The organism is Amycolatopsis balhimycina FH 1894 (assembly GCF_000384295.1).
Taxonomy (GTDB): Bacteria; Actinomycetota; Actinomycetes; order Mycobacteriales; family Pseudonocardiaceae; genus Amycolatopsis; species Amycolatopsis balhimycina.
Window position 1 is genome coordinate 4,146,704 of record NZ_KB913037.1, and the last position, 22,908, is coordinate 4,169,611.

The following is a 22,908-nucleotide window of genomic DNA, read 5'->3' on the forward strand; positions in this document are numbered from 1 at the left end:
ACGAGATCCGGTCAGCATGCCAGCCTGGGCGGCCGACCGGTACCAACGTAGCCGAAAACCTTGCGCGGACAGCGCAATCCCGACGATGCAAACTCGCGCTGTGGCGCGGCTTACGGTGTACCCAGGAATCCTAACGAACAACCCCGTACGCGCGATCAAGTGCGTCCACGATCTCCTTGCGCAGCCCGGCGCCGACGGCGATCGTCGCGGCGGAACCCACCGTGTGCTCGCTGCCGTCACGGTCCACGACGGCGCCGCCGGCCTCGCGCACGAGCAGCACGCCGGCCATGGTGTCCCAAGGGTTGTTGGACAGGATCAGTGCGGCGTCGAGCTTTCCGTCCGCGACCCAGGCGAGGTCGATCGCCGCGGTGCCGAGCATCCGGATCTTCTGCGCCCGCGCGCCGAGGTCGGACAGCAGCGTCAGCCGGGCGTGGTTCTTCTCCTCGGCGAGCTCCCCGATCGCGAAGTCGCCGACGGCGATCATGGCGTCGGACATCTCGGTCGCAACAGACGCGCCGACTCGCTTTCCGTTCGCGAAGGCACCTTCGCCGCGCGCCGCGGTGTAGGTGACCCCGAGGTACGGCAGCGTGATCGCGGCGACCGTGCTGTGCTCACCGTCCACCAGGGCCAGGGAAATCCCGCAGAGCGGAATTCCGCGGGCGAAGTTCGCCGTTCCGTCGATCGGGTCGAGGGCCCACCAGCGGCCGCCGGTCTCCCCGCTGCGGCCGCGCTCCTCGCCGAGGATGCCGATCTCCGGCGTCTCGGCGGCGAGGAACTCCCGCAGCGCGTCCTCGACCGCCGTGTCGACGTCGGTCACCAGGTCGCGATCGCCTTTCGCGGAAACCGAAAAACTCGGGCGCGACCTGACGATCTCCGTCGCCTTCGCCACGGCTTCGCGCGCGACGTCCAGTAGTGCGGCATGCTCGGTCATGCCACCAACCTAGTGAAGGGCCGCGCGCATGACCGATCTGTTCCCGCTCGCCACCACCGCCGACGAGCAGGAGCGGCGGGCGTCGGTGGCGGTACTGCCGATCGGCAGCTTCGAACAGCACGGCGCGCACCTCCCGCTGGCGACCGACACGGTCATCGCGGCGACCCTCGCCCGCGCGGTGGCCGACGCGTACCCCGTCCTCCACCTGCCGCCGATCACGATCTCGTGCTCACACGAGCACGCCGCGTGGGCGGGCACGGTCAGCATCTCGGCGCGCACGCTGCACGCGGTGGTCACCGACGTCGCCGCGTCGCTGAAAGCGTCCGGCGTGGACCGGCTCGTGCTGGTCAACGCGCACGGCGGCAACTACGTACTGTCCAATGTGGTCCAGGAGGCGGCGGGCGCGATGGCGCTGTTCCCGGGCGTCGCCGACTGGCAGGCGGCGCACACCGCGGCCGGCCTGCGGACGTCGCTGGACGACGACATGCACGCGGGCGAACTGGAGACGTCGATCCTGCTGCACGCCCACCCGCACCTGGTCCGGCCGGGCCACGAAACGGCCGACCACGTCACCGACCGGGAGCACCTGCTGACGCTGGGCCTGCGGGCGTACACGGAGTCGGGGGTGGTCGGCCGTCCTTCGCTGGCGAGCGCGGCCAAGGGGCACGTCGTGCTGGACACGCTGGTCCAGCGCTTCGCCGGGGTCCTCGAAGTCTTTTGACACGCCGGAAAGGCCGTGAATGGCACATTGAGGGACTTAGAGTCCCTCAATGTGCCATTCACGGCCTTTGAGCCAGGTCACGAGCCGGCGAAGGCCTGGTCCAGGTGCGGGAGCAGGTGGGCCATCCGCTCGGCCTTCGTCCGGAGGTAGCGCAGGTTCTCCGGATTCGGCGGAACCAGCAACGGAACCTGCTCGCTGATCCGGATTCCGTAGCGCGTGAGCTGTTCGACCTTCTGCGGGTTGTTCGACAGCAGCCGCACCGAGCGGATGCCGAGGTCGGTCAGGATGCCCGCCGCCGCGTGGTAGTCGCGGGCGTCGACCGGGAGGCCCTGCGCCACGTTCGCGTCGACCGTGTCGAGGCCCTCGTCCTGCTGCAGCCGCATCGCCTCGAGCTTTGCGAGCAGGCCGATCCCCCGGCCTTCGTGGCCCTGGACGTAGACCACCACGCCCGAGCCTTCCTCGACGATCCGGTCCAGCGCCGCCGCCAGCTGGTCGCCGCACTCGCAGTGCGTCGAGCCGAAGACGTCGCCGGTCAGGCACTCGCTGTGCACCCGGACCAGCGCGCCCAGCGGGGCGACATCGCCGTAGACCAGCGCGACCTGCTCGGTGCCGGTGCGGTCGAGGTAGCCGACCGCGCGGAACGTCCCGTGCCGGGTCGGTAGCCGGGTTTCGACGACCCGCTCGACCACCGCCCGGCGCGGCAGATCCCCGATGACGTCACTTGCGGTCATGACTTCAACCCCACTTCCGATTCGATCCCGGTGTCGGCCGCCGTGCGCGGAGCGGGCACGACACCGGTGTGCGGAGCGCGGGTCTCGCGGAACCCGGCGACGCTCCGGACGAGCAGGACACCGGCGCCGGGCAGGCTCGCGACCAGCGTGAGCACGCCGTAGACCACGGCAACGGTGACACCTTGGGCGGCTCCCAGACCGGCCGCACCGAAGAGCAGGGCGCAGACGCCCTCTCGGGGGCCGAAGCCGCCGACGTTGAGCGGGAGACCCATCGCGAGCAGCGCGAGGACCATCAGGGGCACGAGCTGCCAGACCGGCGCGCCGACCCCGGCGACGCGGGCGGCGACGACGAACAGCGCCAGGTGCCCGGCCAGCGTCGCGACGGACAGGAAGCCCACGCTGGGCCACGTCTCGCGGGTCAGCAGGCCGAGCCGGACGTCGGCGAGCGTGACGGCGAAGCCGCGGCGCCACTTCGACGGGCTGTGGATCCAGCGCCCGCCGAGCAGGCGGCCGACGACCAGGCCGGCGACGGCGGCCAGCACGACGACCACGCCGGCCCCCACCACGACCTCGCGGAACGCGCCGGGCACGACACCCGGCGACGCGAGCACGACGGTGACCGCGGACGCGATCAGCACGACCTGGCCCGCGGTGCGTTCCAGGACGACGGCCCGCACGCCGCGCGGCACGTCACCGCTGTCGCGGCCGTGCTGCACCGCGCGGTGGACGTCGCCGAGGACGCCCGCGGGCAGCACGCCGTTGAGGAACAGCGCGCGGTAGTAGTCGGCGACGGCGGTGCGCAGCGAAAGCCGCAGGCCGAGCCGGGTGGCGACGATCTGCCAGCGGCCCGCGCTCAACAGCGTCGTCGCCAGGCCGATGCCGAGCGCGGCGAGCACGCCGACGGCGCTGATCCGGCCGAGCCCGTCGAGGAAGGCGGCGCTGCCGAGCTGCCAGACGAGCACGGCGAGGATGCCGAGCGCGCCCGCGATCCGCAGCCAGGCGAGGGCGCGCTTCACGCCGCCGCCTCCATGCTCGGCGGCAGGACCAGCAGGTCGCCGTGGTGGATCACCGCGTGCAGCTCGCCGGCCGCGGCCATCTCGAGCCGCCGCTGCAGGTAGACGTCGGCGACCGGGCGCAGCTGGGGCAGCTGCTCGACGGCGGCGCCGACCCAGCCTTCGAGCCACTGCCGCTGCAGTTCGGCCTGGTCCGGGCCGAGCCGCCAGGCGCTTTCCGCGCGGACGACCGTGGCGCCGAGCCTGCCGAACGCCGTCGCGGCGACGTCCACCGCGTTCGGGCCGAGCAGCCGCCTGCCCCCGGTGACCCGCCGCTGGTGGGCGTTGAACGCGGCGGCGAGGGCCGGGTCGAGCGGGTCGCCGGGTGACAGCTCGACCTTGCCGGTGACCGAAAGCATCAGCAGCGCCGCGCAGCCCGCTTCGACGATCGCCGTGGCCAGCGCCGTGACCTCGTCCCTGGTCAGCAGGTCGAGCAGGGCGGACGCGGTGACCAGCGACGTCCCGGCGAGATCCGCGGCCCGCAGCGCGGTGACGTCGCGCTGCTCGGCGACGGCGTCGACCAGGCTGCCGTCGAGCGCGGACTCCGGGATGCTCGCCCGGGCGTGCGTGAGCAGTTCGGTGTCGTGGTCGTGCAGGATCCAGCGCTGCGCGCCGGGCAGGCGGGCGGCCAGCCAGCGGCCGAGCGAGCCGGTGCCGCAGCCGAGGTCCCGGATGACGACCTCTTCGTTCTCCGGGAGGTACTCCCGGAGCGGGTCGAGGAGCTCGGTGGCGCGGGCCGCGGCGTCCGCGGGTTCACGCAGGTAGAGCCAGTCCGGTGCGAACGCGGTCATGCCGCCGCCTCCTGCCGCTGCAGAATGTCCGCGATCCGGCGGGCGGTGTCGTCCCAGCCGGTCAGGGTCTCGCGGCGCAGCCTCGCCGACGCGCGCAGCCGTGTCCGCAGCGCCGGCTCGGTGAGCCAGCGGCGCAGGGCGGCGCCGAGCGCTTCGACGTCGTCGCCCGGCACGAGCATGCCGGGCACCGAGCCGTCCGGCGCGACGCCGAGCGTGTCGGGCAGCGCGTCGACATCGGTGGTCAGCACCGGCACACCGCGGGCGAGGGCTTCGGTGACGACCATGCAGTACGTCTCGGCGCGGGAGGGCAGCACCAGCAGGTCGGCAGTGTGGTAGGTCGCGTCGAGCGCCGCGCCGGTGCGGGGGCCGGTGAGGGTGAAGCGGTCGCCGAGCCGGTGCTCCCGCAGCCGCTCGACGTACTTCGTCTCGCGCTTGATCCCGCCGACGCACTCGCAGGTCCAGCGCAGGTCGGCGACGGTTTCGAGGGCCTGGGCGAGCACGCCCTGCCCCTTGCGCGGGGTCACGTTGGCGACGCAGACCAGCCGGGACATGCCGTCGGTGCCGATGGCCAGGGGCGCGTGGTCGACGCCCGGCGTGACCGCGTGCACGCGGTGCGGGGCCAGGCCGTGGTGGCTGATCAGGCGGCGCGCGGCCCACTCGCTGGTCGCGACGACCGAGCTCGCGGCCCGCAGCGTCTCGCGCTCCAGCGCGTCGAGCTCGGCGGCGAGCGCGGGCGGCAGGCCGGTCTCGTCGGCCAGCGGCAGGTGCACCAGGACCGACAGCGACAGCCGGCGGGCCTGCGGGACGACGACCTCGGGCACGCCACAGGCGACCAGGCCGTCGAGCAGCACCGCCGAGCCGGTGGGCAGCGCGGAGAGGAGGTGGCCGAGGACCGCCCGGGCCTCGGTGTCCGGGCGCGGCCAGCTGCCGGAGACGGCGATCTCGCGCACGTCGAGGCCGGCCTCGACGAGCCGGTCGCACATCCGCCGGTCGTAGGTGTTGCCGCCGCTGGGGACGGACGTGTCGTCGATGTCCCCGGGAAGGACGACGTAGAGAGTGTTCACAGGGCACGCTCGTAACTCGCCCACGCGACGTGCGACTCGTGCAGCGAGACGGTGATGCCGTCGAGGCCGCGCGCGCCGTCGCCGAGGCGTCCGGCGTGGACGGCGTCGGCGAGGCGGTCGGCGATGACCTTCGCGAGGAACTCCGTGGACGTGTTGATGCCCTTGAACTCCGGCTCGTCGTCGAGGTTGCGGTAGTTCAGGTCGCTCAGCACCGCCCTCAGCTCTTCCGTGGCCTTGCCGATGTCCACGACGATGTTGTCCTCGTCGAGCTCGGCCCGGCGGAAGGTCGCATCCACCACGAAGGTCGCGCCGTGCAGGCGTTGCGCGGGTCCGAAGACTTCCCCGCGAAAGCTGTGGGCGACCATTACGTGGTCACGGACGGTGATGCTGAACACCAAGACCTCCGATGCGTTCGGGTGGACGTGGTCATTGCGGCTGATACATGACACGGAGGCACAGGGCGGAAAGTTCATTCGCGACCAGCTGGGGTAGCACGGAAGGAAGATCCTCAAACATGCATTCCGCGCTGACCAGCGCTTCGAACGCCGGATCGGCCAGCAGATCCAGGGCGACGCCGAGGCGCTGGGCGTAGCTGCGGTCCGGCCGCGCGACCGTCCCGACCTGGCTGCTGCGGATCACCAGGCGCCGCGAATGGAAGTTCTCGCCGAGGGGGACGCTCACCCGGCGATCGCCGTACCAGGACAGCTCCAGGACCTCCCCCGCCGGCGCGAGCAGCTCCAGCGCGCGGGCGAGCCCGGCCTCGCTGGCGCTCGCGTGCACGACGAGGTCGCAGTCGCCGAGCGCTTCGCCGGGGGTCGAGAAGCCGACCCCGAGGGCGTCGGCGATCTCCGCTTTGGACTCGTCGACGTCGATCAGCTGCACCCGGGTCGCCGGGAAGCCACTGAGGAGCTTCGCGACGCTGCAGCCGACCATCCCGGCGCCGATGACCGCGATCCGGTCGCCGAGCCGCGGCCGCGCGTCCCACACGGCGTTCACGGCGGTCTCGACCGTGCCGGCGAGGATCGCCCGGCCGGCCGGGACCGCGTCCGGCACCGGCGTCACCGCGGCTGCCGGAACGACGTACGCGGTCTGGTGCGGGTAAAGGCAGAAGACGGTCTTGCCCGCCAGGTGCGCGGGCCCCCGCTCGACGACGCCGACGTTGAGGTAGCCGTACTTCACCGGGCCGGCGAACTCACCTTCCTGGAAGGGCGCGCGCATGACGTCGTGCTGACTCGCCGGGACGCCGCCGCGGAAGACGAGGGTTTCGGTGCCGCGGCTGACACCGGAGTACAGCGTGCGGACGAGCACGTCGTCGGGCCCCGGCTCGGGCAGCACCTCCTCCCGCAGCTGTCCCGTGCCGGGACTTTGAACCCAGAAAGCCTGTTCCACGTGTTTCTCCTCAGCGGCAACCGGAGGCTGGTGTCGCCACCCTATGAGCAATTCGCGGAGTCGACGATGATCAAACAGGACCTTCTCCTGCGCGCGGTGGTGCCGGCGCCGGTGCTCGCCGCGGGGGTCGTCGCGGGCGGTTTCACCCCACTCGCCTGGGCGACCGGAGTCGTTTACGGCCTCGCGCTGGTGTTGCTCACCGAGTGGGGGCTGCGCCGCAGCGGCCGCGGCGCCTTCGGGCCGGCGGACTGGATCACGTTCGCCCGCGCGACGCTCGTCGGGTGCGCCGCAGAACTGATCGCCAAGGGTGACTTTTCTCTCTGGTGGCTGGTGGGGCTGGTCGGCGTGGCACTGCTGCTGGACGGCCTCGACGGCCAGGTGGCGCGCCGCACCGGCACGGCGTCGGAGTTCGGCGCGCGGTTCGACATGGAGGTCGACGCGTTCCTGATCCTCCTGCTGTGCGTCCAGGTGTCCCACGCGCTCGGGCCGTGGGTGCTGGGGATCGGCCTGATGCGGTACGTCTTCGTCGCCGCTTCGTGGGCCATGCCCTGGCTGACCGCGTCGCTGTACCCGAGCATGGCCCGGAAGACGGTGGCCGCGGTGCAGGGTGTCGTGCTGGTGGTCGCGGTGTCCGGCCTGCTGCCGCTCGCGGTGACGTTCGCCCTGGTGGCGGCGGCTTTGACGGCGCTGGTGTGGTCGTTCGGCCGCGACGTCGTCTGGCTGGCCCGGCAGCGCGTCTCGGCGGAGGCTCCCGGGCGGATCGTGCACCTCACCCGGGCGACCCTGCGGCGCCCGCTCGGCTACGGCCACAACCAGGCGGCCTGACCCGCCGTCAAGAGCCGGGCTCGCGGGCCGCGCGGGCCCGGCGTTTGCCCTCGTGCATCGCGGCCACCCGGGCGATCGGGATCGTGTGGCCCTCCTCGACCAGGTCGGCCGGCAGGACGAACGGCTCCGGCATCTCCCCGGTCCACGGGTCACCGCCGCTGAGCAGGCCGGGGGCCGTGTGGATCGTGAAGTCGCCCGGCTTGACGCCGTCGAGGTCGGCCCAGCGGACCGGGAACGAGACCGGTGCCCCCGGCCGGTGACGCGGGCTGTAGACGGACACCACCGTCGCCCCGCCGGCCCGGGTCGAATCGAGGAAGACCTTGCCCTCACGGCGGTCCCGGACGAACTCGGTCGTGCCGAGCGCCGGGTCGAGCCGCTCCGCGCGGACGGCGACCGCGCGGGTGGCCGCGGCGATGTCCTCGACCGCTTGCCCGGGCGCCAGCGGCACGAAGATGTGGACGCCCTTGGACCCGCTGGTCTTCACGGCACCGTCGAGGCCGTCGTTGTGCAACGCTTCGCGCACCAGCTTCGCGGCGCCGACGGCCAGCGAAAACGAGCCGTCCTCGGGCGGGTCGAGGTCCATGACCAGGTGCGTCGGGCCGCTCGCGGGGTCGCCGCGGAAGAGGGCGGTGTGGTACTCGATCGCGCGCTGGTTGCCGAACCACACCAGCGTGCGCAGGTCGTTGCACAGCGCGTACGAAACGTCCCGTTTGGACGTCTCCGCCCAGCTCGTGTACCGCTCGACCCACTCCGGGGTGTACTTCGGCAGGTTCTTCTGCATGAACGGCCCCTGCCCGCGCAGGACCCGCAGCACGGTCAGCGGCCGGTCGCGCAGCTCCGGCAGCATCCGGTCGGCCACCGCTTCGAGGTAGTCGAGCAGCTCGCGCTTGGTGACCGTCGCCCCGGGGAAGACCTCCTGGTCGAGACTGCTCAGCTTGACGCCGTGCCGTACCTCGTCGCTCATCGGCTCACCTTCGCGTTCCCGCGCGAAGCGGTCAACTGTCAAACAAGCGGACGTCCGGTGCGCAGCCGCCACCGCAGATCGGCGAGGAAGAAGTTGAACGGGAACCGCCGCACCGGCCCCGGCAGGACGCGGACGACCCGGCCGAGCGCGGCGAGGAGCGCGTCGAACCGGCGCTGGTCGGCGGCGGTCCACGGCAGCCGCATTTCGTCGCGGAAGCGCTGCGGGAGGAAGCCGGTGGTGACGAACCGGTGGAACCGCCGCCCTGGCACGGCGAGGACCGGCGGCAGGAACTCCAGGTCGACGATCCGGGTGAGGTAGCGGCGGACGGTGTCGTCGATGGCGACCTCGTCGAGCCCCGCGGCCCAGTACTTCTCGAAGGCTTCGCGGTCGGCCGGCCACATCTCCGGCTGGACCTGCAGGGTCGTGCCGAGTTTCACGGCATCGCGGTAGAACCGCTCCGGATCACCGCCGACGAAGGCGAGGTAGGCGTCCTCGAAGCCCTTGTAGAGACAGGCCGCGACCCACAGCTGGAGATCGGTGTCGAAGGCGTTGTAGGCGACCGGGCTCGACGCCGTCGAGTGCACCTGCGCGTGCGCCCGGTTGACGCCCTGCCGGTAGGCCGCGCGCTCGGCGTCGGTCCCCATCGTCGCGACCGCGAGGTAGGTCAGCGTGGTGCGGGTCCGCTTCACCGGGTGGCGGAAGAGGTTGCCGCTGTCGACCCGGCTCTCCAGGACGCCGTACCCGACCGGCGCGCGGGAGAGCTGCATGATCACGTTCGCGCTCCCGGCCAGCAGCCCGGCGCCGATGACGGCGTCACGAAGGGCGTTCTCGGTCATCAATCAAGAAAACGACGTTGTTGACGACCCGTCAAGAGGGGTAAGCCGCCCGGGCGAACGCGATCAGGGCGCGCGCGGCCGGGCTGAGCGGCCCCTCCGTCCGCCACGCCAGCGCCAGCACGCCGCGCAGCCCGGCCCCGGCGATGTCGACGATCCGCAGGTCCGCCTCGTGGTACCGGGCCAGCGACGCCGGCACCACCGCGACGCCGAGCCCGCGCATCGCGAGTTGCACCAGGACGTTCGGGTCGGCCGCCTCGAACGCGATCCGCGGCGTCAGTCCCTCCCGCGCGAAGGCGGCGTCCAGCGCCGTACGCAGGCCCGTCCCCTTCGGCAGGGCCATCAGCGGAACCTCACTCAGTTCGGGGAGGCCGACGGCCGTCCGGCCGGCCAGCGGACCGGTGGGCGCCGTGACGGCCAGGAACGGCTCGTCGAGCAGCACCTGCGTCGCGATCCCCGGCGGCGGGCCGGTCGCGAGGCCCACGACCGCGAGGTCCAGGCGCCCTTCGCGCAGGGCCGCGAGCATCACGTCGGAGTTGGCTTCCGACAGCGTGATCTCCACGGCCGGGTACCGCCCGTGGAAGCCGGCGAGGAGGTCCGGCAGCCCGACCGGGCCGGCCGACGTCACGGCGCCGATCGCGACCTGGCCGCGGACGAGCCCTGCCAGCTCCTCGACGGCTTCGCGCACGCCCCGCACCGCCTCGAGCGCGGCCCGGGCGTGCGGCAGGGCGGCGGCGCCGACGTCGGTGAGCCGGACCGTCCGGCCCGAGCGGTCCAGCAGCTCCTGCCCCAGCTCGCGCTCGAGGCGTTTGACCTGCGCGCTCACCCCGGGCTGGGCCACGTGCAGCCGTTCCGCCGCGCGCGTGAAGTTGCCTTCTTCGGCGACGGCGACGAAGTACGCGAGCTGGTGCAGTTCCATAAGCATTGATTCTAGTCAGTAGATAAACCAGATCTTGGACTTCTGATCGACTCTGCCCGAAGCTGGGAACAGCGAACGAAAGGAGCCGAGATGAACATCCTCCGCCCAGGTCAGGACGGGTACGCCGAAGAAGTCGCCGGATTCCAGACGGCGGTGCCCAGCTCGCCCGCGGTCGTCGTCGCCGCCGAAAGCGCCGAGGACGTCGTCGCCGCCGTGCGGTACGCGACCGCGCACCGGCTGTCCGTCGCGGTCCAGGCCACCGGACACGGCTTGACCGCGGGCACCGACGGCCTCTTGGTCAGCACCCGCAGGATGACCTGCGTGGAAATCGACGCCGACGCGAAAACCGCCAGGGTCGAAGCCGGCGCCCGCTGGGAGGCGGTGCTCGAAGCCGCCGGGAAGCACGGCCTGGCGCCACTCAGCGGCTCGTCGCCGGACGTCGGTGTCGTCGGCTACACCCTCAGCGGCGGCTTCGGGCTGATGGCCCGCCGGTACGGCCGCGCCGCCGACCACGTCCGCGCGCTCGACGTCGTGACCGCCGACGGCGAGCTCCGGCGCGTCGAACCCGGCTCGGACCTGTTCTGGGCGCTGTGCGGCGGCCGTGACGGCTTCGGCGTCGTCACGGCGATCGAGTTCGGCCTCTTCCCGGTGGCCGGGCTCTACGGCGGCAGCCTCACCTTCGACACCGCCGACGTGCCGGCGGCGCTGCGGGCCTGGCGCACCTGGTCGGCGGCGGCGCCGGACACGCTGACGACGTCGCTGGCCATGATCCAGTACCCCGACCTGCCGATGGTGCCCGAACCCCTGCGTGGCCGGCACATCGCGCAGGTCCGGATCGCCTACCTCGGCGAGGACGGCGACGAGCTCGTCGCGCCGCTGCGGGCCGCCGCGCCCACGCTGGCCGACACGCTCAGGCCGATGCCGTTCACCGAGTCCGGGTCGATCGCGGCCGAGCCGCGGCAGCCGCACGGCTACCACGGCACCAACGTGACCGTCTCCCAGCTGAACGACGCCATGCTCGACGCGGTCCTCGAGCACGCAGGCCCGGGAGCGGCCACGCCGCCGGTCCTGATCGTCGACCGGCTGGGCGGCGCGCTCGCCCGGAAGCCGGAGACGCCGGGGGTGGGCTGGGACAGCTCGGCCGAGTACGTCGTCCGCGCCCTGTCGATGGTCGGCGACGACGGCGTCGCCGCCGTCCGGCGTGCGCACGCGAAGCTGTTCGACGCGCTGGCGCCGTGGACGACCGGCCGGTTGCTGCCGTTCGTGTACGGCGAACACGCGCCGGCGGAGGTCGCGGAGAGCGTTTTTTCGGCTACGGATCTTCGGAGGCTTCAGGAGATCAAGCGCCGCCTCGACGCGGGGAACGTCTTTCCGGCGCCCCACCTGGCGGGGTGAAGCCGAGTCCAGGCAGGGAAATGGCCGGGTAAAGGCAGGTCATATACTCCCGTCCGACGATCACACCGATGGGGGAACCGCCTTGCGCACGATGAGCCACGAGGACTACCTCGGCCAGAGACGGTTCCCCGGCCTCGACGGCCTGCGCGCGCTCGCCGCGACGATGGTCATCTTCTTCCACTTCGGCGGTCCGAACTGGACGTGGCTGTCGGGCTGGGTCGGCGTCTACATCTTCTTCGTGCTGTCCGGGTTCCTGATCACCACGCTGCTGCTGCGCGAGCAGGACCGCGCCGGCCGGATCTCGCTGTCGAACTTCTACATCCGGCGGGTCTTCCGGATCCTGCCGCCGTACCTGGTCATCCTCGGCGGGATCGTCGCGTTCGTGCTGCTGCGCGGCGAGTTCCACGACCGCGACTTCCCCAACGCGCTGCGGTTCTACCTGACGTTCCTCAACGAGTTCCTGCCGTCGTTCACCAACGGCACGGACAACTTCTTCAGCGGCTCGTGGACGCTGGGCATCGAGGAGAAGTTCTACCTGGTCTGGCCGTTCCTGCTGGTCGCGATCGGGATCGGCGCGGCGAAGCGCAAGTTCCTGCTGGTCGGCGTGGCGATGGTCGTGCTGCTGGCGCTGGTGCCGGTGACCACCGGCGGCTGGCTGCTGAACGGCGCGAACGTGCCGATCTACCGCTCGACCGTGCACTACTTCATCCTGGCGGCCGGCTGCCTGCTGGCGATCCTCATGCACTACCGCCGGGGCTACGCGCTGCTCAAGCCGCTGACGCACCCGCTGGCCGCGATCCCGATCGTGGGCGGGTTCCTCGTGTTCCACACGAACCTCGACAGCCTGTGGCACGCCACGCGCATGAACCTCTGGCTGCTCGTGGCGTATGCGTTCGCGACGATGCTGCTGCTGGTCGTGCTGGTGAGCCCGGGCCCGCTGCGCTGGCTGCTCGGGACGGCGCCGATGCGGTTCGTGGGTGAGCGGTCGTACTCGCTCTACCTGCTGCAGGGGCCGGTGCACTTCGTCGTCATCCTGGCGGTGCCCGGGCTGGGGCGGAACCACACGACCAGCGCGGTGGTGGTGTTCCTGGTCGCGCTGGCCATCGCGGACCTGATCCACCGCTGGGTGGAGAAGCCGCTGATCGACGTCGGCAAGCGGCTCATCGCCCGCAAGGAGACGCGGCGTGCGGAGCGGGACGCGGCCCGGCAGCCCGCCGGACCGCGCGTCGAAGCCGAGCCCCGGCCCGCTCCCGTTTCCTAGCGTTTCTAGCGCTCGAGGACGACGATCGGAATGACCCGCGTGGTCTTCTTCTCGTAGTCGGCGAAGCCCTCGGCGTGGGCGATCATGCCCGCGTAGAGGCGGTCGCGCTCGGCGCGGTCGGCGATCACGGTGGCCGTGGCCTCGAACTTCTCGCTGCCGACCTCGACGGTGACCTTCGGGTTCGCGACGAGGTTGTGGTACCAGGCCGGGTTCTTCGGCGCGCCGCCCATGGACGCGGCGATGACGTACCGGTCGCCGTCGCGGGTGTAGGCCAGCGGCGACAGGCGCTCCTGGCCGCTCTTCGCCCCGATGGTCGTGAGAAGCAGCACGTTCTTGCCCTCGAACATGCCGCCGACCTTGCCGTCGTTGGCGCGGAACTCTTCGACGATCTGCTTGTTGAACTCGTTCATGTCGGCTGGTGCGGTCATGGGATCCCCTGTTTCTGGCCGGTACGCTCGACCGCACGCGAGTACGCTCGGGCGAAGAGTTTGCTTTGCAAACAAAACTACCGACGGGAGGTGAGCGGTGTCAACGGAAGCCGGACCGAGTGTCGAGGACGGCGTGCGACAGCTCCTGCTGCTCATGCCGCGCCTGGTCGGCCGCGCGAAGCGTACGCCGGTGCCCGAGGAGCTGAACGGCTGCGCGCTGGCGCCGCGGCACCTCTCGCTGCTCTCGTACCTGCTGTTCGACGGCCCGATGACGGTCACCGAGCTGGCCACCCGCCTGCAGGTCGCGCCGACGACGGCGAGCCTGATGATCGGCGACCTCAGCCGCCAGGGCCTCCTGAACCGCGACGAGGACCCGGCCGACCGCCGACGCACGATCGTCAGCATCGCGGAGGACAAGCGCCCGGCGGTCGACGCCTGGCTGGCCCGCGGCGCGAAGGCGTGGAGCGACGCCCTGACGCCGCTGACCCCGGCCGAGCGCCGGCTGGTGATCACCACCCTCGAGGCGTACGAACGCGGAACCTGCGAAGGCCCCGCCTGCTAGCGCTGTGTCGTCCCCTCAATCACACGTGATGCCCCTCTGATCACACGTGATGCCCCTTCAATCACGCGTGATGCCCGGCCGAGGCGGCGTTATTCGTCGCCGCGCTTTTCGCGAGCCAGCTTGCGCTGAGCCTCCGCGCGTTCACGGCACTTGCGGAGGAACTCCTCGTCGTCGTCCGGGCTCGTCGCCGCGAAGCGGCCCGGGCGGTCGTACTCCGGGAACGCCGGCGCGTTGCGCTCGTACGGCCCGCGCGCCCGCATCGCCTGCTGCGGACGGCCCGCGACCAGCCAGACGATCGAGCCGATCAGCGGCAGCACCAGCACGACCAGCAGCCACAGCCCCTTCGGCATGTTGCGGCAGGACGACTCGTCCGTCGTGATCACGTCGACCAGGCAGAAGATCCACAGCCCGAGCGTGACGAAACCGAGCAGACCATCGAAGTACAGCAATTTCCGACCTTCCCCCAAGACGATGAACGCGGTAAGTCTTAGCAGAACCCCTTCGTGGTTCAGCCGCGGGTCACCCGCAGCACCGCGGGCATCCGGAGATTCGGCGAAGACACCCAGGTCGTTTCCGTTTCTGTCAGGCGAAACCCGCGCAACGCCTCGAGAACGCCGGTCGCGAGGGCGAGCGCGTGCCGCGACCCCGGGCATTCGCGGAGTCCGGCACCGAACGGCGTCCCCGCCAGCGAGACCGTGACGTCTTCGCCGCCGATCCGGCGGCGCGTGCGCAGCACCGGCTGCTCGGCGGGTTTTCCGGTCAGCGACGCGGAAAGCCCGTTGCCGATGAGCCCCGCCGTGGCGTCGCAGGCCTGGACGAGCAGGCCGATCCGCGCCGCGGCGAGTTCGGTCGGTCCGCCGCACTGCGCGACCAGCCGTCCCAGCGCGGCTTCGGCATCGGCGCCGGGCGTGACGTGCGGGTGGTAGGCGGCCGCGACCGGAGTCACGTCCGCCGAGACGTCCGGCAGGCCCAGCGCCTCCGCGAGCACCCCGACCGGCACCGGCCGCGCGATTTCGGCCATCACGTCGACGACGTCGAGCCCTGCCATGATTCGGCACGTACGCGCGAAGGCCTTTTCCCGCAACGCATCCACGTCGACCTGAGCCAGCGAATCCACCGCGAGCGCACGACGCCGGACGTGGTCGGAGCCGTTGCTGAAACGAGCCACCGTCGCCCGCAACCAGGCGATGCTCCCCGCGGGAACGTCGGAAGGCACGGGCGGAACCGGAGCGGAAAGCGAAGTCATGCGCCGAAAGTAGCCGCGGAAAACGTCGGCGAGGACCGAACCTTCAGAGGATCGGCGAAGGCGGAAACCACGTCGCCGGCGGCCCGGCGCAGCGCGTCGGCCGCGGGACGTCGTGCTGGAACCACCACGCCCCGGTGACGCGGCCGTCGGGCAGCCGGTACGTCGGCGGGCCGGCGACGCGGACGAGTCCCGCGGCCTGCAGCGACCGCGCGCTCGCGACGTTGCCCACCTCCGCGCCGGCGCGCACCCGCGGCTGGCCGAGGTGGTCGTGCGCCAGCGTCAGGCCGGCCGCGAAGAGCACCCGCCCGTGGCCGCGGCCGCGGTAGTCCGGGGCGAGGTAGCCGCCGGTCTCCGGGCCGCCGTCCTCGCCGGTGTGCACGCTCACCAGGCCGACGCAGCGGTTGGCCTCGACGTCGATCATCACCAGGTCGAGCGACTGCGGATCGGGCGACACCCAGTCCGGGCCGGTCCCGGGCACGACACGCAGCGCGTCCGCCCGCGCCGGCTCGGCCACGATCGAGTCGCGCTGCCAGCCGAGCCAGCGCTGCGCGGCGGGATCACTGCCGCAGGCGACCGCGGCGGCGTACTCCCACGCGGTCGGGGTGCGGAAGAGGAAGCGGCCACTGCGCACGACGTGGCCCTGCCGGTCGCAGGTCCGCTTGGTCATCAGGCGGCCCCGGCGGGTGAGCCGGTCGAAGATCCCCTTGGTGGCTGGCAGCATCGCGGCGAAATCGTAGCGGAGAGTTCGCGGCGTCTGTTGTTATTGTGGCCCGATGACGGCCGTACCCGAGGCAACCGAACTGGACGGCTCCGGCCGGGCCGCGCAGCCTCGTCAGCTCATCGTGACGGTGTACGGCCTCTACTCGCGCACGGAAGGCGGCTGGCTGTCGGTCGCCTCGCTGATCGACCTGCTCGCCGCCGTCGGCGTCGACGAGCCCGCGGTGCGCTCGTCGATCTCGCGGCTGAAGCGGCGCGGCATCCTTGAGGCGGTCCGCCGCGACGCCACGGCGGGCTACGAGCTGTCCGACGAGGCGCGCGAGATCCTGCGCGAGGGTGACGAGCGGATCTTCCGCCGTGCGCGCGCGACCCCGGCCGACGGCTGGCTGCTCGCGGTGTTCTCGGTGCCCGAGACCGAGCGCCACAAGCGCCACCTCCTGCGTACCCAGCTCGCCCGGATGGGCTTCGGGACGGCCGCGTCCGGCGTCTGGATCGCCCCGGCGCACCTCCACGCGGCGACCGAAGAAGCGCTGACCCGGCTCGGCCTGGCCGAGTACGCCGACCTGTTCCGCGCCGACCACCTCGCGTTCGGCGACGTCGTGGCGAAGGTCCGCGAGTGGTGGGACCTCGACCGGCTGGACGAGCTGTACACGACCTTCCTCGACGAGCACGGCCCGGCGCTGCGCCGCTGGCAGCGCCGCAAGTCGGCGGACGACCACGAGGCCTTCGCCGACTACGTCCGCGTGCTGACCGGCTGGCGGCGGATGCCCTACCTCGACCCCGGCCTGCCCGCGGAGTTCCTGCCCCGCGACTGGTCCGGGATCCGCGCGGCCGAGCTGTTCTTCGAGCTGCACGCGCAGCTGGAGACGCCGGCCAGGGAGTACGTCGCGAAGTCGATCAACTTCGGCTGAGCACCGCGAAGCCCTGGACCTCGACCAAGGCTTCGTCGTCCCAAAGCCGGTCGACGCCGATGCCGGCCATCGCCGGGTACTCCGTGCCCGCGAGCCGCCGCCAGACCGCGCCGATCTCGCGCGCGTGGGCGCGGTAGTCCGCCATGTCGACGATGTAGATCGTCACGCCGCAGAGGTCTTCCGGGGCGCCGCCCGCCGCCCGCAGCGACGTCAGCAGGTTGCCGAGCGCGCGTTCGAACTGCTCGACGACGCCGTCTCCGACGATCTTGTTCGACGCGTCCAGCGCCGTCTGGCCGGCGAGGAAGACGACCCGGCCCTCGGCCACCACCGCGTGCGAGAACCCGGACGGCTTGCCCAGCTCCGGCGGGTTGATGCGTTCCATGCGGACACGGTACGCCATCTTTCGCATTATTGACGGTCGTGCGGGCGACGACATACCATCGACGGCGTGCGAATCGCGGTCATCGGTGGCGGCCCGGCGGGTCTGTACTTCGCCGCGCTCGCGAAGCAGCTCGGCCCAGCCCACGAAATCACCGTCTGGGAGCGCAACGCGCCGGACGACACCTTCGGCTTCGGCGTGGTGTTCTCCGACGAGACGCTCGGCGGCATCGAGCACGCCGACGCGGCGGTGCACGACGCGATGCGGGCGGAGTTTGCGCGCTGGGACGACATCGACGTCCACTACCGGGGCACGGTCACCACCTCGGGCGGCCACGGCTTCGCCGCGATGAGCCGCAAGCGCCTGCTCGGCATCCTCCAGAGCCGCTGCGCCGAACTCGGCGTCGGGCTGCGCTTCCGGGAAGAGGCGCCGGCCGACCTCTCGGGGTACGACCTGGTCATCGCGGCCGACGGCGTCAACTCCGCGATGCGCGCGCGGTACGCCGGGACGTTCCGCCCGAGCGTCGAGACCCGCCGGTGCCGGTACATCTGGCTGGGCACGGACCTGGTCTTCGACGCCTTCAAGTTCCACGTCCTCGAAACGCCGGCCGGGATCATGCAGATCCACGGCTACCCGTACGGCCGCGACGGCAGCACGTTCATCCTCGAAGTCCAGGAGGACGTCTGGCAGCGGACGTTCGGTCCCATCGCGGCGACGTCGCTGCCGCCCGGCCAGAGCGACGAGAAGTCGATCGCGCTGATCCGCGAGCTGTGCGCCGACGTCCTGGGCGGGCACCGGATCATGGCGAACAACTCGAAGTGGGTCTCGTTCGGCACGGTCCGGTGCGAGACGTGGGTGCACGGCAACGTCGTCCTCCTCGGCGACGCCGCGCACACCGCGCACTTTTCGATCGGCTCGGGCACGAAGCTGGCCATGGAGGACGCGCTCGCGCTCGCCGCCTGCCTGCACGAAAACGACGGCGTCGCGGAGGCGCTCAAGGCGTACGAGCTGGAACGGCGTCCGGTCGTCACGTCGACGCAGCGCGCGGCGCAGGCCAGCCTGGAGTGGTTCGAGAACATCGCGCAGTACGCCCACCAGGAGCCGCCGCAGTTCGCGTTCAACCTCCTCACGCGCAGCCGCCGCGTCACCTACGACAATCTTCGCCTGCGCGACCCGGAGTTCGCGGCCGAGCTCGACCACTGGTTCGCCCGCTCGCTCGGGACGACGTCGCGGCCGCCGATGTTCCAGCCGTTCTCTTTGGGTGGGCTGGAGCTGCCGAACCGGATCATCGTGTCCCCGATGGACATGTACTCCGCGGTGGACGGCGTGCCGGGCGACTTCCACCTGGTGCACCTGGGCAGCAAGGCACTCGGCGGGGCCGGGCTGGTGATGACCGAGATGGTCTGCGTCTCCCCCGAAGGCCGGATCACACCGGGCTGCGGCGGGTTGTACACGCCGGAGCAGGAAGCGGCGTGGAAGCGGATCGTCGACTTCGTACACGCGCAGACGCCCGCACGGATTGGTGTCCAGTTAGGACACTCCGGCCGCAAAGGTTCGACGAAGCTCATGTGGGACGGTATCGACGAACCGCTCCCCTCGGGCAACTGGGAGGTCTGCGCTCCTTCGGCGCTGCCGTACTCCGAGCGGAACCAAGTCCCCCGCGAACTATCCACAACGGACCTTTCGGAGATCCGCGACCAGTTCGTCGCGTGTGCTCAAGCCGCCGCGCGCGCCGGGTTCGACGTCCTCGAGCTGCACTGCGCCCACGGCTACCTGCTGTCGTCGTTCCTCTCGCCGCTGACCAACCAGCGGACCGACTCCTATGGTGGATCACTCGAAAACCGGCTGCGCTTCCCCTTGGCAGTCTTCGACGCGGTCCGCGCCGCGTGGCCCGCTTCCCGCCCGATGACGGTCCGGATCTCCGCGACCGACTGGTGCGAAGGCGGGATCGACGCCGACGACGCCGTCGAGATCGCGCGGGCGTTCGCCGCTCACGGCGCCGCGGGCATCGACGTCTCGACCGGCCAGGTCGTCAGCGAGGAACGCCCGCAGTACGGCCGCAGTTACCAGACACCGTACGCCGACCGGATCCGCAACGAAATCGGCGAGGAGTACGGGATCGCGGTGATCGCGGTCGGCGCGATTTCCTCCTACGACGACGTCAACTCGCTGATCCTGGCCGGCCGCGCCGACCTCTGCGCGCTGGGCCGCACGCACCTGTACGATCCACAGTGGACGTTGCATGCGGCGGCCGAGCAGGGCTACCCGGTGGCGTGGCCGAAGCCGTTCGCCGCGGGCAACCGCAAGCCGCAGACGGGCCGCTCCGACGGGCCGGAGCCACGTCTCGACCTCGTCCGGTCCGGTCCGGCGGGGACCGCCCATGCTCGCTGGCGACCGGGAGCTTCGTCATGACTTTCGCTCTGGATTCCGCTCAGCAGGCGTTCGCCGCCGAGGTACGGCGGCAGGCCGAAGAACAGCTGCTCCCGCTCGCCGAGTCCGGTGTGGAGGGTGCGGTGAACCGCCCGCTGCTCAAGGCGATGGGCGCGCTCGGCTTGCTCGCTAGGCTCTTCCCCGGCGTCGCTTCCGGGACGCCATCGAGGCAGGCGGCGGCGACGGACCTGTGCATCCTGCGCGAGAACCTCGCCACGGTGAGCACCGAAGCCGAGACGGCGTTGGCGTTGCAGGGCCTGGGAAGCTACCCGATCCTCCAGTCCGGGCAGGACGAACAGGTGGCACGGTGGCTGCCCGCGGTGGCGGCCGGCGACGCGGTGGCGGCGTTCGCGCTGACCGAGCCGGACGCGGGTTCCGACGCGGCCGCGCTGTCACTGGCGGCGGAGCCCGACGGCGACGGCTGGCGCCTGACGGGGACGAAGATGTGGATCTCGAACGCGCCCGAGGCCGACTTCTACACGGTGTTCGCCCGCACGACACCGGACGCGGGTTCCCGCGGGGTCAGCGCGTTCGTGGTCCCGGCCGATCGCCCCGGCCTCGGCGGCGAGCACCTGGACCTGGTGAGCCCGCACCCGATCGGCACGGTCACCTTCGACGGCGTCGAGGTCCGGCGCGGGGAACTGCTCGGCGAGGAGAACCGCGGTTTCGCCGTGGCGATGCGGACCCTGGACCTGTTTCGTCCGAGCGTAGGCGCGTTCGCGGTCGGCATGGCCCAGGCGGCGTTGGACGCGACGGTGTCCCACACCGGCTCGCGAGAAGCCTTCGGCGGCCCGTTGATCAAGCAGCAGGCAGTGGCGCACACGCTGGCCGAAATGGCCACGCGCACGGAAGCGGCGAGGCTCCTGGTCTACGCGGCGGCGGGCGCGTACGACGCGGGAGAGCCGAACCTCGGCGGCCGGGCGGCGATGGCAAAGCTGTTCGCAACGGAATCGGCGCAGTTCGTCGTCGACTCGGCGGTCCAGCTTCACGGTGCCCGCGCCCTGCGTCGCGGGCACCTGCTGGAGCACCTGTACCGCGAGGTCCGGGCACCGCGGATCTACGAAGGCGCGTCGGAGATCCAACGGACGATCATCGCGCGATGGCTGGCTTCTTCGGCTTCCGGTCGAGCCACCACTGGCTGAGCAGCAGCAAGGTGAGCATGCTCATCGTGCCCGCCAGCGTCGACGCGGCCGGGATGAGCTCGCCCAGCTTCGGGTACGACGGGCCGAGGCCCAGGAACGCGAGCGGGGCATAAACGCGGCTCAGCAGCGTGTTCATGGCCATCGCGAAGCTGCGGACCATCCACTTCCGGTGGTCGGCGTACCGCCGCTGCCGGATGGCCCGCCAGCCGGCGATCGTGGAGCCGAGCCACAACAGCGCGGCGACCACGTTCAGCCCGGCGGCGGCCGGGCCGAACGAGCTGAACGGGGCGATGACCAAGGCCATCAGTGCAGACGGGATCGCGCCGGCGAAGACGTAGACGCGCCCGACCCGCCGGTGCACGACCGGGTGCGTCCGCCGCAGCCACGGCCAGATCTGCAGGATGACCCCGACGATCGCGATCGTGCCGAAGAGGATGTGCGCGACGAGGAACCCGTAGTGCGCGGCGAACCCCGGCGGCGCGGGCACCCGCGACAGCGCGGGATCGAAGGTGAGGTAAGGCGGCACCGAGTACGCGAGGAACGCGGCGACGAGCAGCGCGAGCGGCGCCACCCACGGCCGCCGCCACCACTTCGGCCTTGCCTGCGCAGGCGTGGGTCTGATCTCCGTCCGGACAGTCATGGCTACCCCCAGGGTCGGCTGCCCGTCCGACGCTAGGGAAGCTCTTCGACAGCGACCATGGGGTAGGCTGCCGCCCCAGCGGTGGGGTGCTCCCTACCGCTGAAAGCCGTGAATGGCACATTGAGGGACTTCAAGTCCCTCAATGTGCCATTCACGGACTTCGGGCTCAGCTGCCGCGGACCCGGCGGACCGTGTCGCGGTAGAAGTAGCCGCTCTGCTTGATCGTCCGCTGCTGCGTCTCGTAGTCCACCCGGATCAGCCCGAAGCGCTTCGCGTACCCGTAAGCCCACTCGAAGTTGTCCAAAAGGGACCAGGCGAAGTACCCGCGGACGTCCGCCCCGGCCTGACGTGCCGCCGCGACGGCCGCGATGTGCGATGCCAGGTATGCCGTTCGCCTGTCGTCGCGGACGAAACCCGATGAGTCCGGGTCGTCGTCGAAGGCCGAGCCGTTCTCCGTGATGTACATCGGGAGAGCCGGGTAGTCGCGGCCCAGCCGCGTCAGCAGCTCCGTGAACTTGCCCGGGAGGATCTCCCAGCCCATCGCCGTCGTCGGTTCGCCGAACGGGACCGCCCTCGACGCCGGGACGCCGTCCGCGTCCACCGACAGGCCTTGCTCGTCCACGCCCGAGAACTGCTGGCCGAAGTAGTAGTTGACGCCGAGGAAGTCCAGCGGGGACGCAATGGCCGCCAGATCGCCGTCCTGGACCGGGAGGCGCACTCCGCGCGAAGCCAGGTCGTCCACCACGTCCACCGGGTAGCGGCCGTGGACCAGCGGGTCCAGGTAGATGCGGACGCCGAGGCCGTCCGCCTGACGCGCCGCGCGGACGTCCTCGGGGGAATCCGTCGCCGGGTCGGCCGTGCTCATGTTGAGCGTGATGCCGAACTGCGTGGGACGCTGTGCCGATTCCCGCATCCGCTGCACCGCGAGCCCGTGCCCGAGCAGCAGGTGGTGCACCGCGTGCAGCCCCGCCGTGAAGTCACGCCGCCCCGGCGCCATCACGCCGTGGACGTACCCGTGCATCGCCGAGCACCACGGCTCGTTCAGCGTCGTCCAGTGCCGGACCCGGTCTTTCAACCGGTCGAACACCAGCATCGCGTAGTCCGCGAACCGGTACGCCGTGTCGCGAGCCGGCCAGCCGCCCGCGTCCTCCAGCTCCTGCGGGAGGTCCCAGTGGTACAGCGTCGGCCACGGCGTGATCCCGCGGCTCAGCGTCTCGTCGACGAGCCGGTCGTAGAACCCGATTCCCGCTTCGTTGACGCCGCCGCGGCCGCGCGGCTGGACCCGGGGCCACGCCACGGAAAACCGGTAGGTGTCCGCGCCCAGTTCGCTCACCAAGGCGATGTCCGACGGCATCCGGTGGTAGTGGTCGCACGCCACGTCCCCGTTGTCGTTGTTGTCGATCGCCCACGGCTCCTGGCAGTAAGTGTCCCAAATGGACGGTGTCCGGCCGTCTTCGGAGACCGCGCCTTCGATCTGGTACGCGGCGGTGGCCACGCCCCAGCGGAAGTCCGGCGGCAGGGTGTCGATCAGCGCCTGCTGCTCGGCGGTCACGGCTGTGGTCTCGGTCAAGGCGGCT

25 protein-coding genes are annotated in these 22,908 nt (G+C 71.4%); 8 read left to right on the forward strand and 17 right to left on the reverse strand.

Features of this window, described 5'->3' with window-relative positions:
• Positions 1-130: 130 nt before the first annotated feature.
• Complete coding sequence (locus A3CE_RS0118155) at positions 131-931, reverse strand: inositol monophosphatase family protein (RefSeq protein WP_020641527.1); 801 nt, start codon at positions 929-931, stop codon at positions 131-133.
• A gap of 28 nt (positions 932-959) precedes the next feature.
• Between A3CE_RS0118155 and A3CE_RS0118160 the strand changes: the two genes are divergently transcribed.
• The gene (locus A3CE_RS0118160) at positions 960-1,652 is read left to right on the forward strand and encodes a creatininase family protein (RefSeq protein ID WP_020641528.1); all 693 of its coding nucleotides are present in this window, start codon (positions 960-962) and stop codon (positions 1,650-1,652) included.
• A gap of 77 nt (positions 1,653-1,729) precedes the next feature.
• Here the strand turns inward: A3CE_RS0118160 and ribA are convergent, their stop codons facing one another.
• From ribA to A3CE_RS0118190, 6 genes are read right to left on the reverse strand one after another with little or no spacing between them, the layout of a single operon-like run.
• Positions 1,730-2,383: a GTP cyclohydrolase II gene (gene ribA / locus A3CE_RS0118165; protein WP_020641529.1), complete on the reverse strand. Its 654-nt coding sequence runs from the start codon at positions 2,381-2,383 to the stop codon at positions 1,730-1,732.
• A complete protein-coding gene (locus tag A3CE_RS0118170; RefSeq protein ID WP_020641530.1) occupies positions 2,380-3,399 on the reverse strand; it encodes a lysylphosphatidylglycerol synthase transmembrane domain-containing protein in 1,020 nt (339 codons plus the stop codon). The genes ribA and A3CE_RS0118170 overlap by 4 nt, the downstream gene beginning before the upstream one ends.
• A complete protein-coding gene (locus A3CE_RS0118175; protein ID WP_020641531.1) occupies positions 3,396-4,226 on the reverse strand; it encodes a class I SAM-dependent methyltransferase in 831 nt (276 codons plus the stop codon). Before A3CE_RS0118175 ends, A3CE_RS0118170 begins: the two co-directional genes overlap by 4 nt.
• Positions 4,223-5,290, reverse strand: a complete 1,068-nt coding sequence (locus A3CE_RS0118180) for a glycosyltransferase family 4 protein (protein WP_020641532.1) — start codon at positions 5,288-5,290, stop codon at positions 4,223-4,225. Before A3CE_RS0118180 ends, A3CE_RS0118175 begins: the two co-directional genes overlap by 4 nt.
• Positions 5,287-5,685, reverse strand: a complete 399-nt coding sequence (locus A3CE_RS0118185) for a 6-pyruvoyl trahydropterin synthase family protein (protein ID WP_020641533.1) — start codon at positions 5,683-5,685, stop codon at positions 5,287-5,289. The genes A3CE_RS0118180 and A3CE_RS0118185 overlap by 4 nt, the downstream gene beginning before the upstream one ends.
• Before the next feature lie 31 nt (positions 5,686-5,716).
• Complete coding sequence (locus A3CE_RS0118190; protein WP_020641534.1) at positions 5,717-6,679, reverse strand: zinc-dependent alcohol dehydrogenase; 963 nt, start codon at positions 6,677-6,679, stop codon at positions 5,717-5,719.
• 66 nt (positions 6,680-6,745) lie between these two features.
• Here A3CE_RS0118190 and A3CE_RS0118195 point away from each other — a divergent pair, with 66 nt between their 5' ends.
• Positions 6,746-7,504: a CDP-alcohol phosphatidyltransferase family protein gene (locus tag A3CE_RS0118195; RefSeq protein ID WP_020641535.1), complete on the forward strand. Its 759-nt coding sequence runs from the start codon at positions 6,746-6,748 to the stop codon at positions 7,502-7,504.
• Between the two features lie 7 nt (positions 7,505-7,511).
• Here the strand turns inward: A3CE_RS0118195 and ligD are convergent, their stop codons facing one another.
• Genes ligD through A3CE_RS0118210 form a run of 3 tightly spaced genes read right to left on the reverse strand, consistent with a single transcriptional unit; the run spans position 7,512 to position 10,220 of the window.
• Complete coding sequence (ligD, locus tag A3CE_RS0118200) at positions 7,512-8,468, reverse strand: non-homologous end-joining DNA ligase (protein WP_020641536.1); 957 nt, start codon at positions 8,466-8,468, stop codon at positions 7,512-7,514.
• Between the two features lie 38 nt (positions 8,469-8,506).
• Entirely contained in the window at positions 8,507-9,304 is a 798-nt protein-coding gene (locus A3CE_RS0118205; RefSeq protein ID WP_020641537.1) for an oxygenase MpaB family protein, read from the reverse strand.
• Positions 9,305-9,335: 31 nt separating this feature from the next.
• Complete coding sequence (locus A3CE_RS0118210; RefSeq protein WP_020641538.1) at positions 9,336-10,220, reverse strand: LysR family transcriptional regulator; 885 nt, start codon at positions 10,218-10,220, stop codon at positions 9,336-9,338.
• Between the two features lie 90 nt (positions 10,221-10,310).
• Between A3CE_RS0118210 and A3CE_RS0118215 the strand changes: the two genes are divergently transcribed.
• Together A3CE_RS0118215 and A3CE_RS0118220 are read left to right on the forward strand one after the other, a co-directional pair.
• Positions 10,311-11,615 (forward strand): FAD-binding oxidoreductase, encoded by a 1,305-nt coding sequence (locus A3CE_RS0118215; protein WP_020641539.1) that lies wholly within the window; start codon positions 10,311-10,313, stop codon positions 11,613-11,615.
• Positions 11,616-11,706: 91 nt separating this feature from the next.
• On the forward strand, positions 11,707-12,876 hold the full coding sequence (locus A3CE_RS0118220; protein WP_020641540.1) for an acyltransferase family protein: 1,170 nt from the start codon (positions 11,707-11,709) through the stop codon (positions 12,874-12,876).
• A 5-nt stretch (positions 12,877-12,881) separates the two neighbouring features.
• On the opposite strand, the gene A3CE_RS0118225 is transcribed toward A3CE_RS0118220, so the two are convergent.
• Positions 12,882-13,304 carry a nitroreductase family deazaflavin-dependent oxidoreductase gene (locus A3CE_RS0118225; RefSeq protein WP_043790926.1) on the reverse strand — a complete coding sequence of 141 codons (423 nt, stop codon included), beginning with the start codon at positions 13,302-13,304 and terminating at the stop codon, positions 12,882-12,884.
• 97 nt (positions 13,305-13,401) lie between these two features.
• On the opposite strand from A3CE_RS0118225, the gene A3CE_RS0118230 reads away from it, so the two are divergent.
• Positions 13,402-13,866 carry a MarR family winged helix-turn-helix transcriptional regulator gene (locus A3CE_RS0118230; RefSeq protein WP_020641542.1) on the forward strand — a complete coding sequence of 155 codons (465 nt, stop codon included), beginning with the start codon at positions 13,402-13,404 and terminating at the stop codon, positions 13,864-13,866.
• An 89-nt stretch (positions 13,867-13,955) separates the two neighbouring features.
• Here A3CE_RS0118230 and A3CE_RS0118235 read toward each other — a convergent pair whose 3' ends face one another.
• The 3 genes from A3CE_RS0118235 to A3CE_RS0118245 all read right to left on the reverse strand — a co-directional run bounded on the left by A3CE_RS0118235 (position 13,956) and on the right by A3CE_RS0118245 (position 15,833).
• The gene (locus tag A3CE_RS0118235; protein WP_020641543.1) at positions 13,956-14,315 is read right to left on the reverse strand and encodes a PLDc N-terminal domain-containing protein; all 360 of its coding nucleotides are present in this window, start codon (positions 14,313-14,315) and stop codon (positions 13,956-13,958) included.
• Between the two features lie 59 nt (positions 14,316-14,374).
• Positions 14,375-15,034, reverse strand: a complete 660-nt coding sequence (locus A3CE_RS0118240; protein WP_026468616.1) for a cytochrome P450 family protein — start codon at positions 15,032-15,034, stop codon at positions 14,375-14,377.
• 121 nt (positions 15,035-15,155) lie between these two features.
• Positions 15,156-15,833 (reverse strand): GNAT family N-acetyltransferase, encoded by a 678-nt coding sequence (locus A3CE_RS0118245; protein WP_020641545.1) that lies wholly within the window; start codon positions 15,831-15,833, stop codon positions 15,156-15,158.
• A gap of 52 nt (positions 15,834-15,885) precedes the next feature.
• Here A3CE_RS0118245 and A3CE_RS0118250 point away from each other — a divergent pair, with 52 nt between their 5' ends.
• A complete protein-coding gene (locus A3CE_RS0118250) occupies positions 15,886-16,740 on the forward strand; it encodes a PaaX family transcriptional regulator (RefSeq protein WP_020641546.1) in 855 nt (284 codons plus the stop codon).
• On the opposite strand, the gene A3CE_RS0118255 is transcribed toward A3CE_RS0118250, so the two are convergent.
• Positions 16,727-17,122: a RidA family protein gene (locus A3CE_RS0118255; RefSeq protein WP_026468617.1), complete on the reverse strand. Its 396-nt coding sequence runs from the start codon at positions 17,120-17,122 to the stop codon at positions 16,727-16,729. The two genes, A3CE_RS0118250 and A3CE_RS0118255, sit on opposite strands and share 14 nt — an antisense overlap.
• A 66-nt stretch (positions 17,123-17,188) precedes the next feature.
• Between A3CE_RS0118255 and A3CE_RS0118260 the strand changes: the two genes are divergently transcribed.
• Positions 17,189-19,531: a bifunctional salicylyl-CoA 5-hydroxylase/oxidoreductase gene (locus A3CE_RS0118260; RefSeq protein WP_020641548.1), complete on the forward strand. Its 2,343-nt coding sequence runs from the start codon at positions 17,189-17,191 to the stop codon at positions 19,529-19,531.
• Positions 19,528-20,691, forward strand: a complete 1,164-nt coding sequence (locus A3CE_RS0118265) for an acyl-CoA dehydrogenase family protein (protein ID WP_020641549.1) — start codon at positions 19,528-19,530, stop codon at positions 20,689-20,691. Before A3CE_RS0118260 ends, A3CE_RS0118265 begins: the two co-directional genes overlap by 4 nt.
• Here the strand turns inward: A3CE_RS0118265 and A3CE_RS0118270 are convergent.
• The gene (locus tag A3CE_RS0118270) at positions 20,639-21,262 is read right to left on the reverse strand and encodes a DUF2306 domain-containing protein (RefSeq protein ID WP_020641550.1); all 624 of its coding nucleotides are present in this window, start codon (positions 21,260-21,262) and stop codon (positions 20,639-20,641) included. The genes A3CE_RS0118265 and A3CE_RS0118270 overlap by 53 nt on opposite strands.
• A gap of 235 nt (positions 21,263-21,497) precedes the next feature.
• Positions 21,498-22,901: a GH1 family beta-glucosidase gene (locus tag A3CE_RS0118275; protein WP_020641551.1), complete on the reverse strand. Its 1,404-nt coding sequence runs from the start codon at positions 22,899-22,901 to the stop codon at positions 21,498-21,500.
• Between the last annotated feature and the right edge of the window lie 7 nt (positions 22,902-22,908).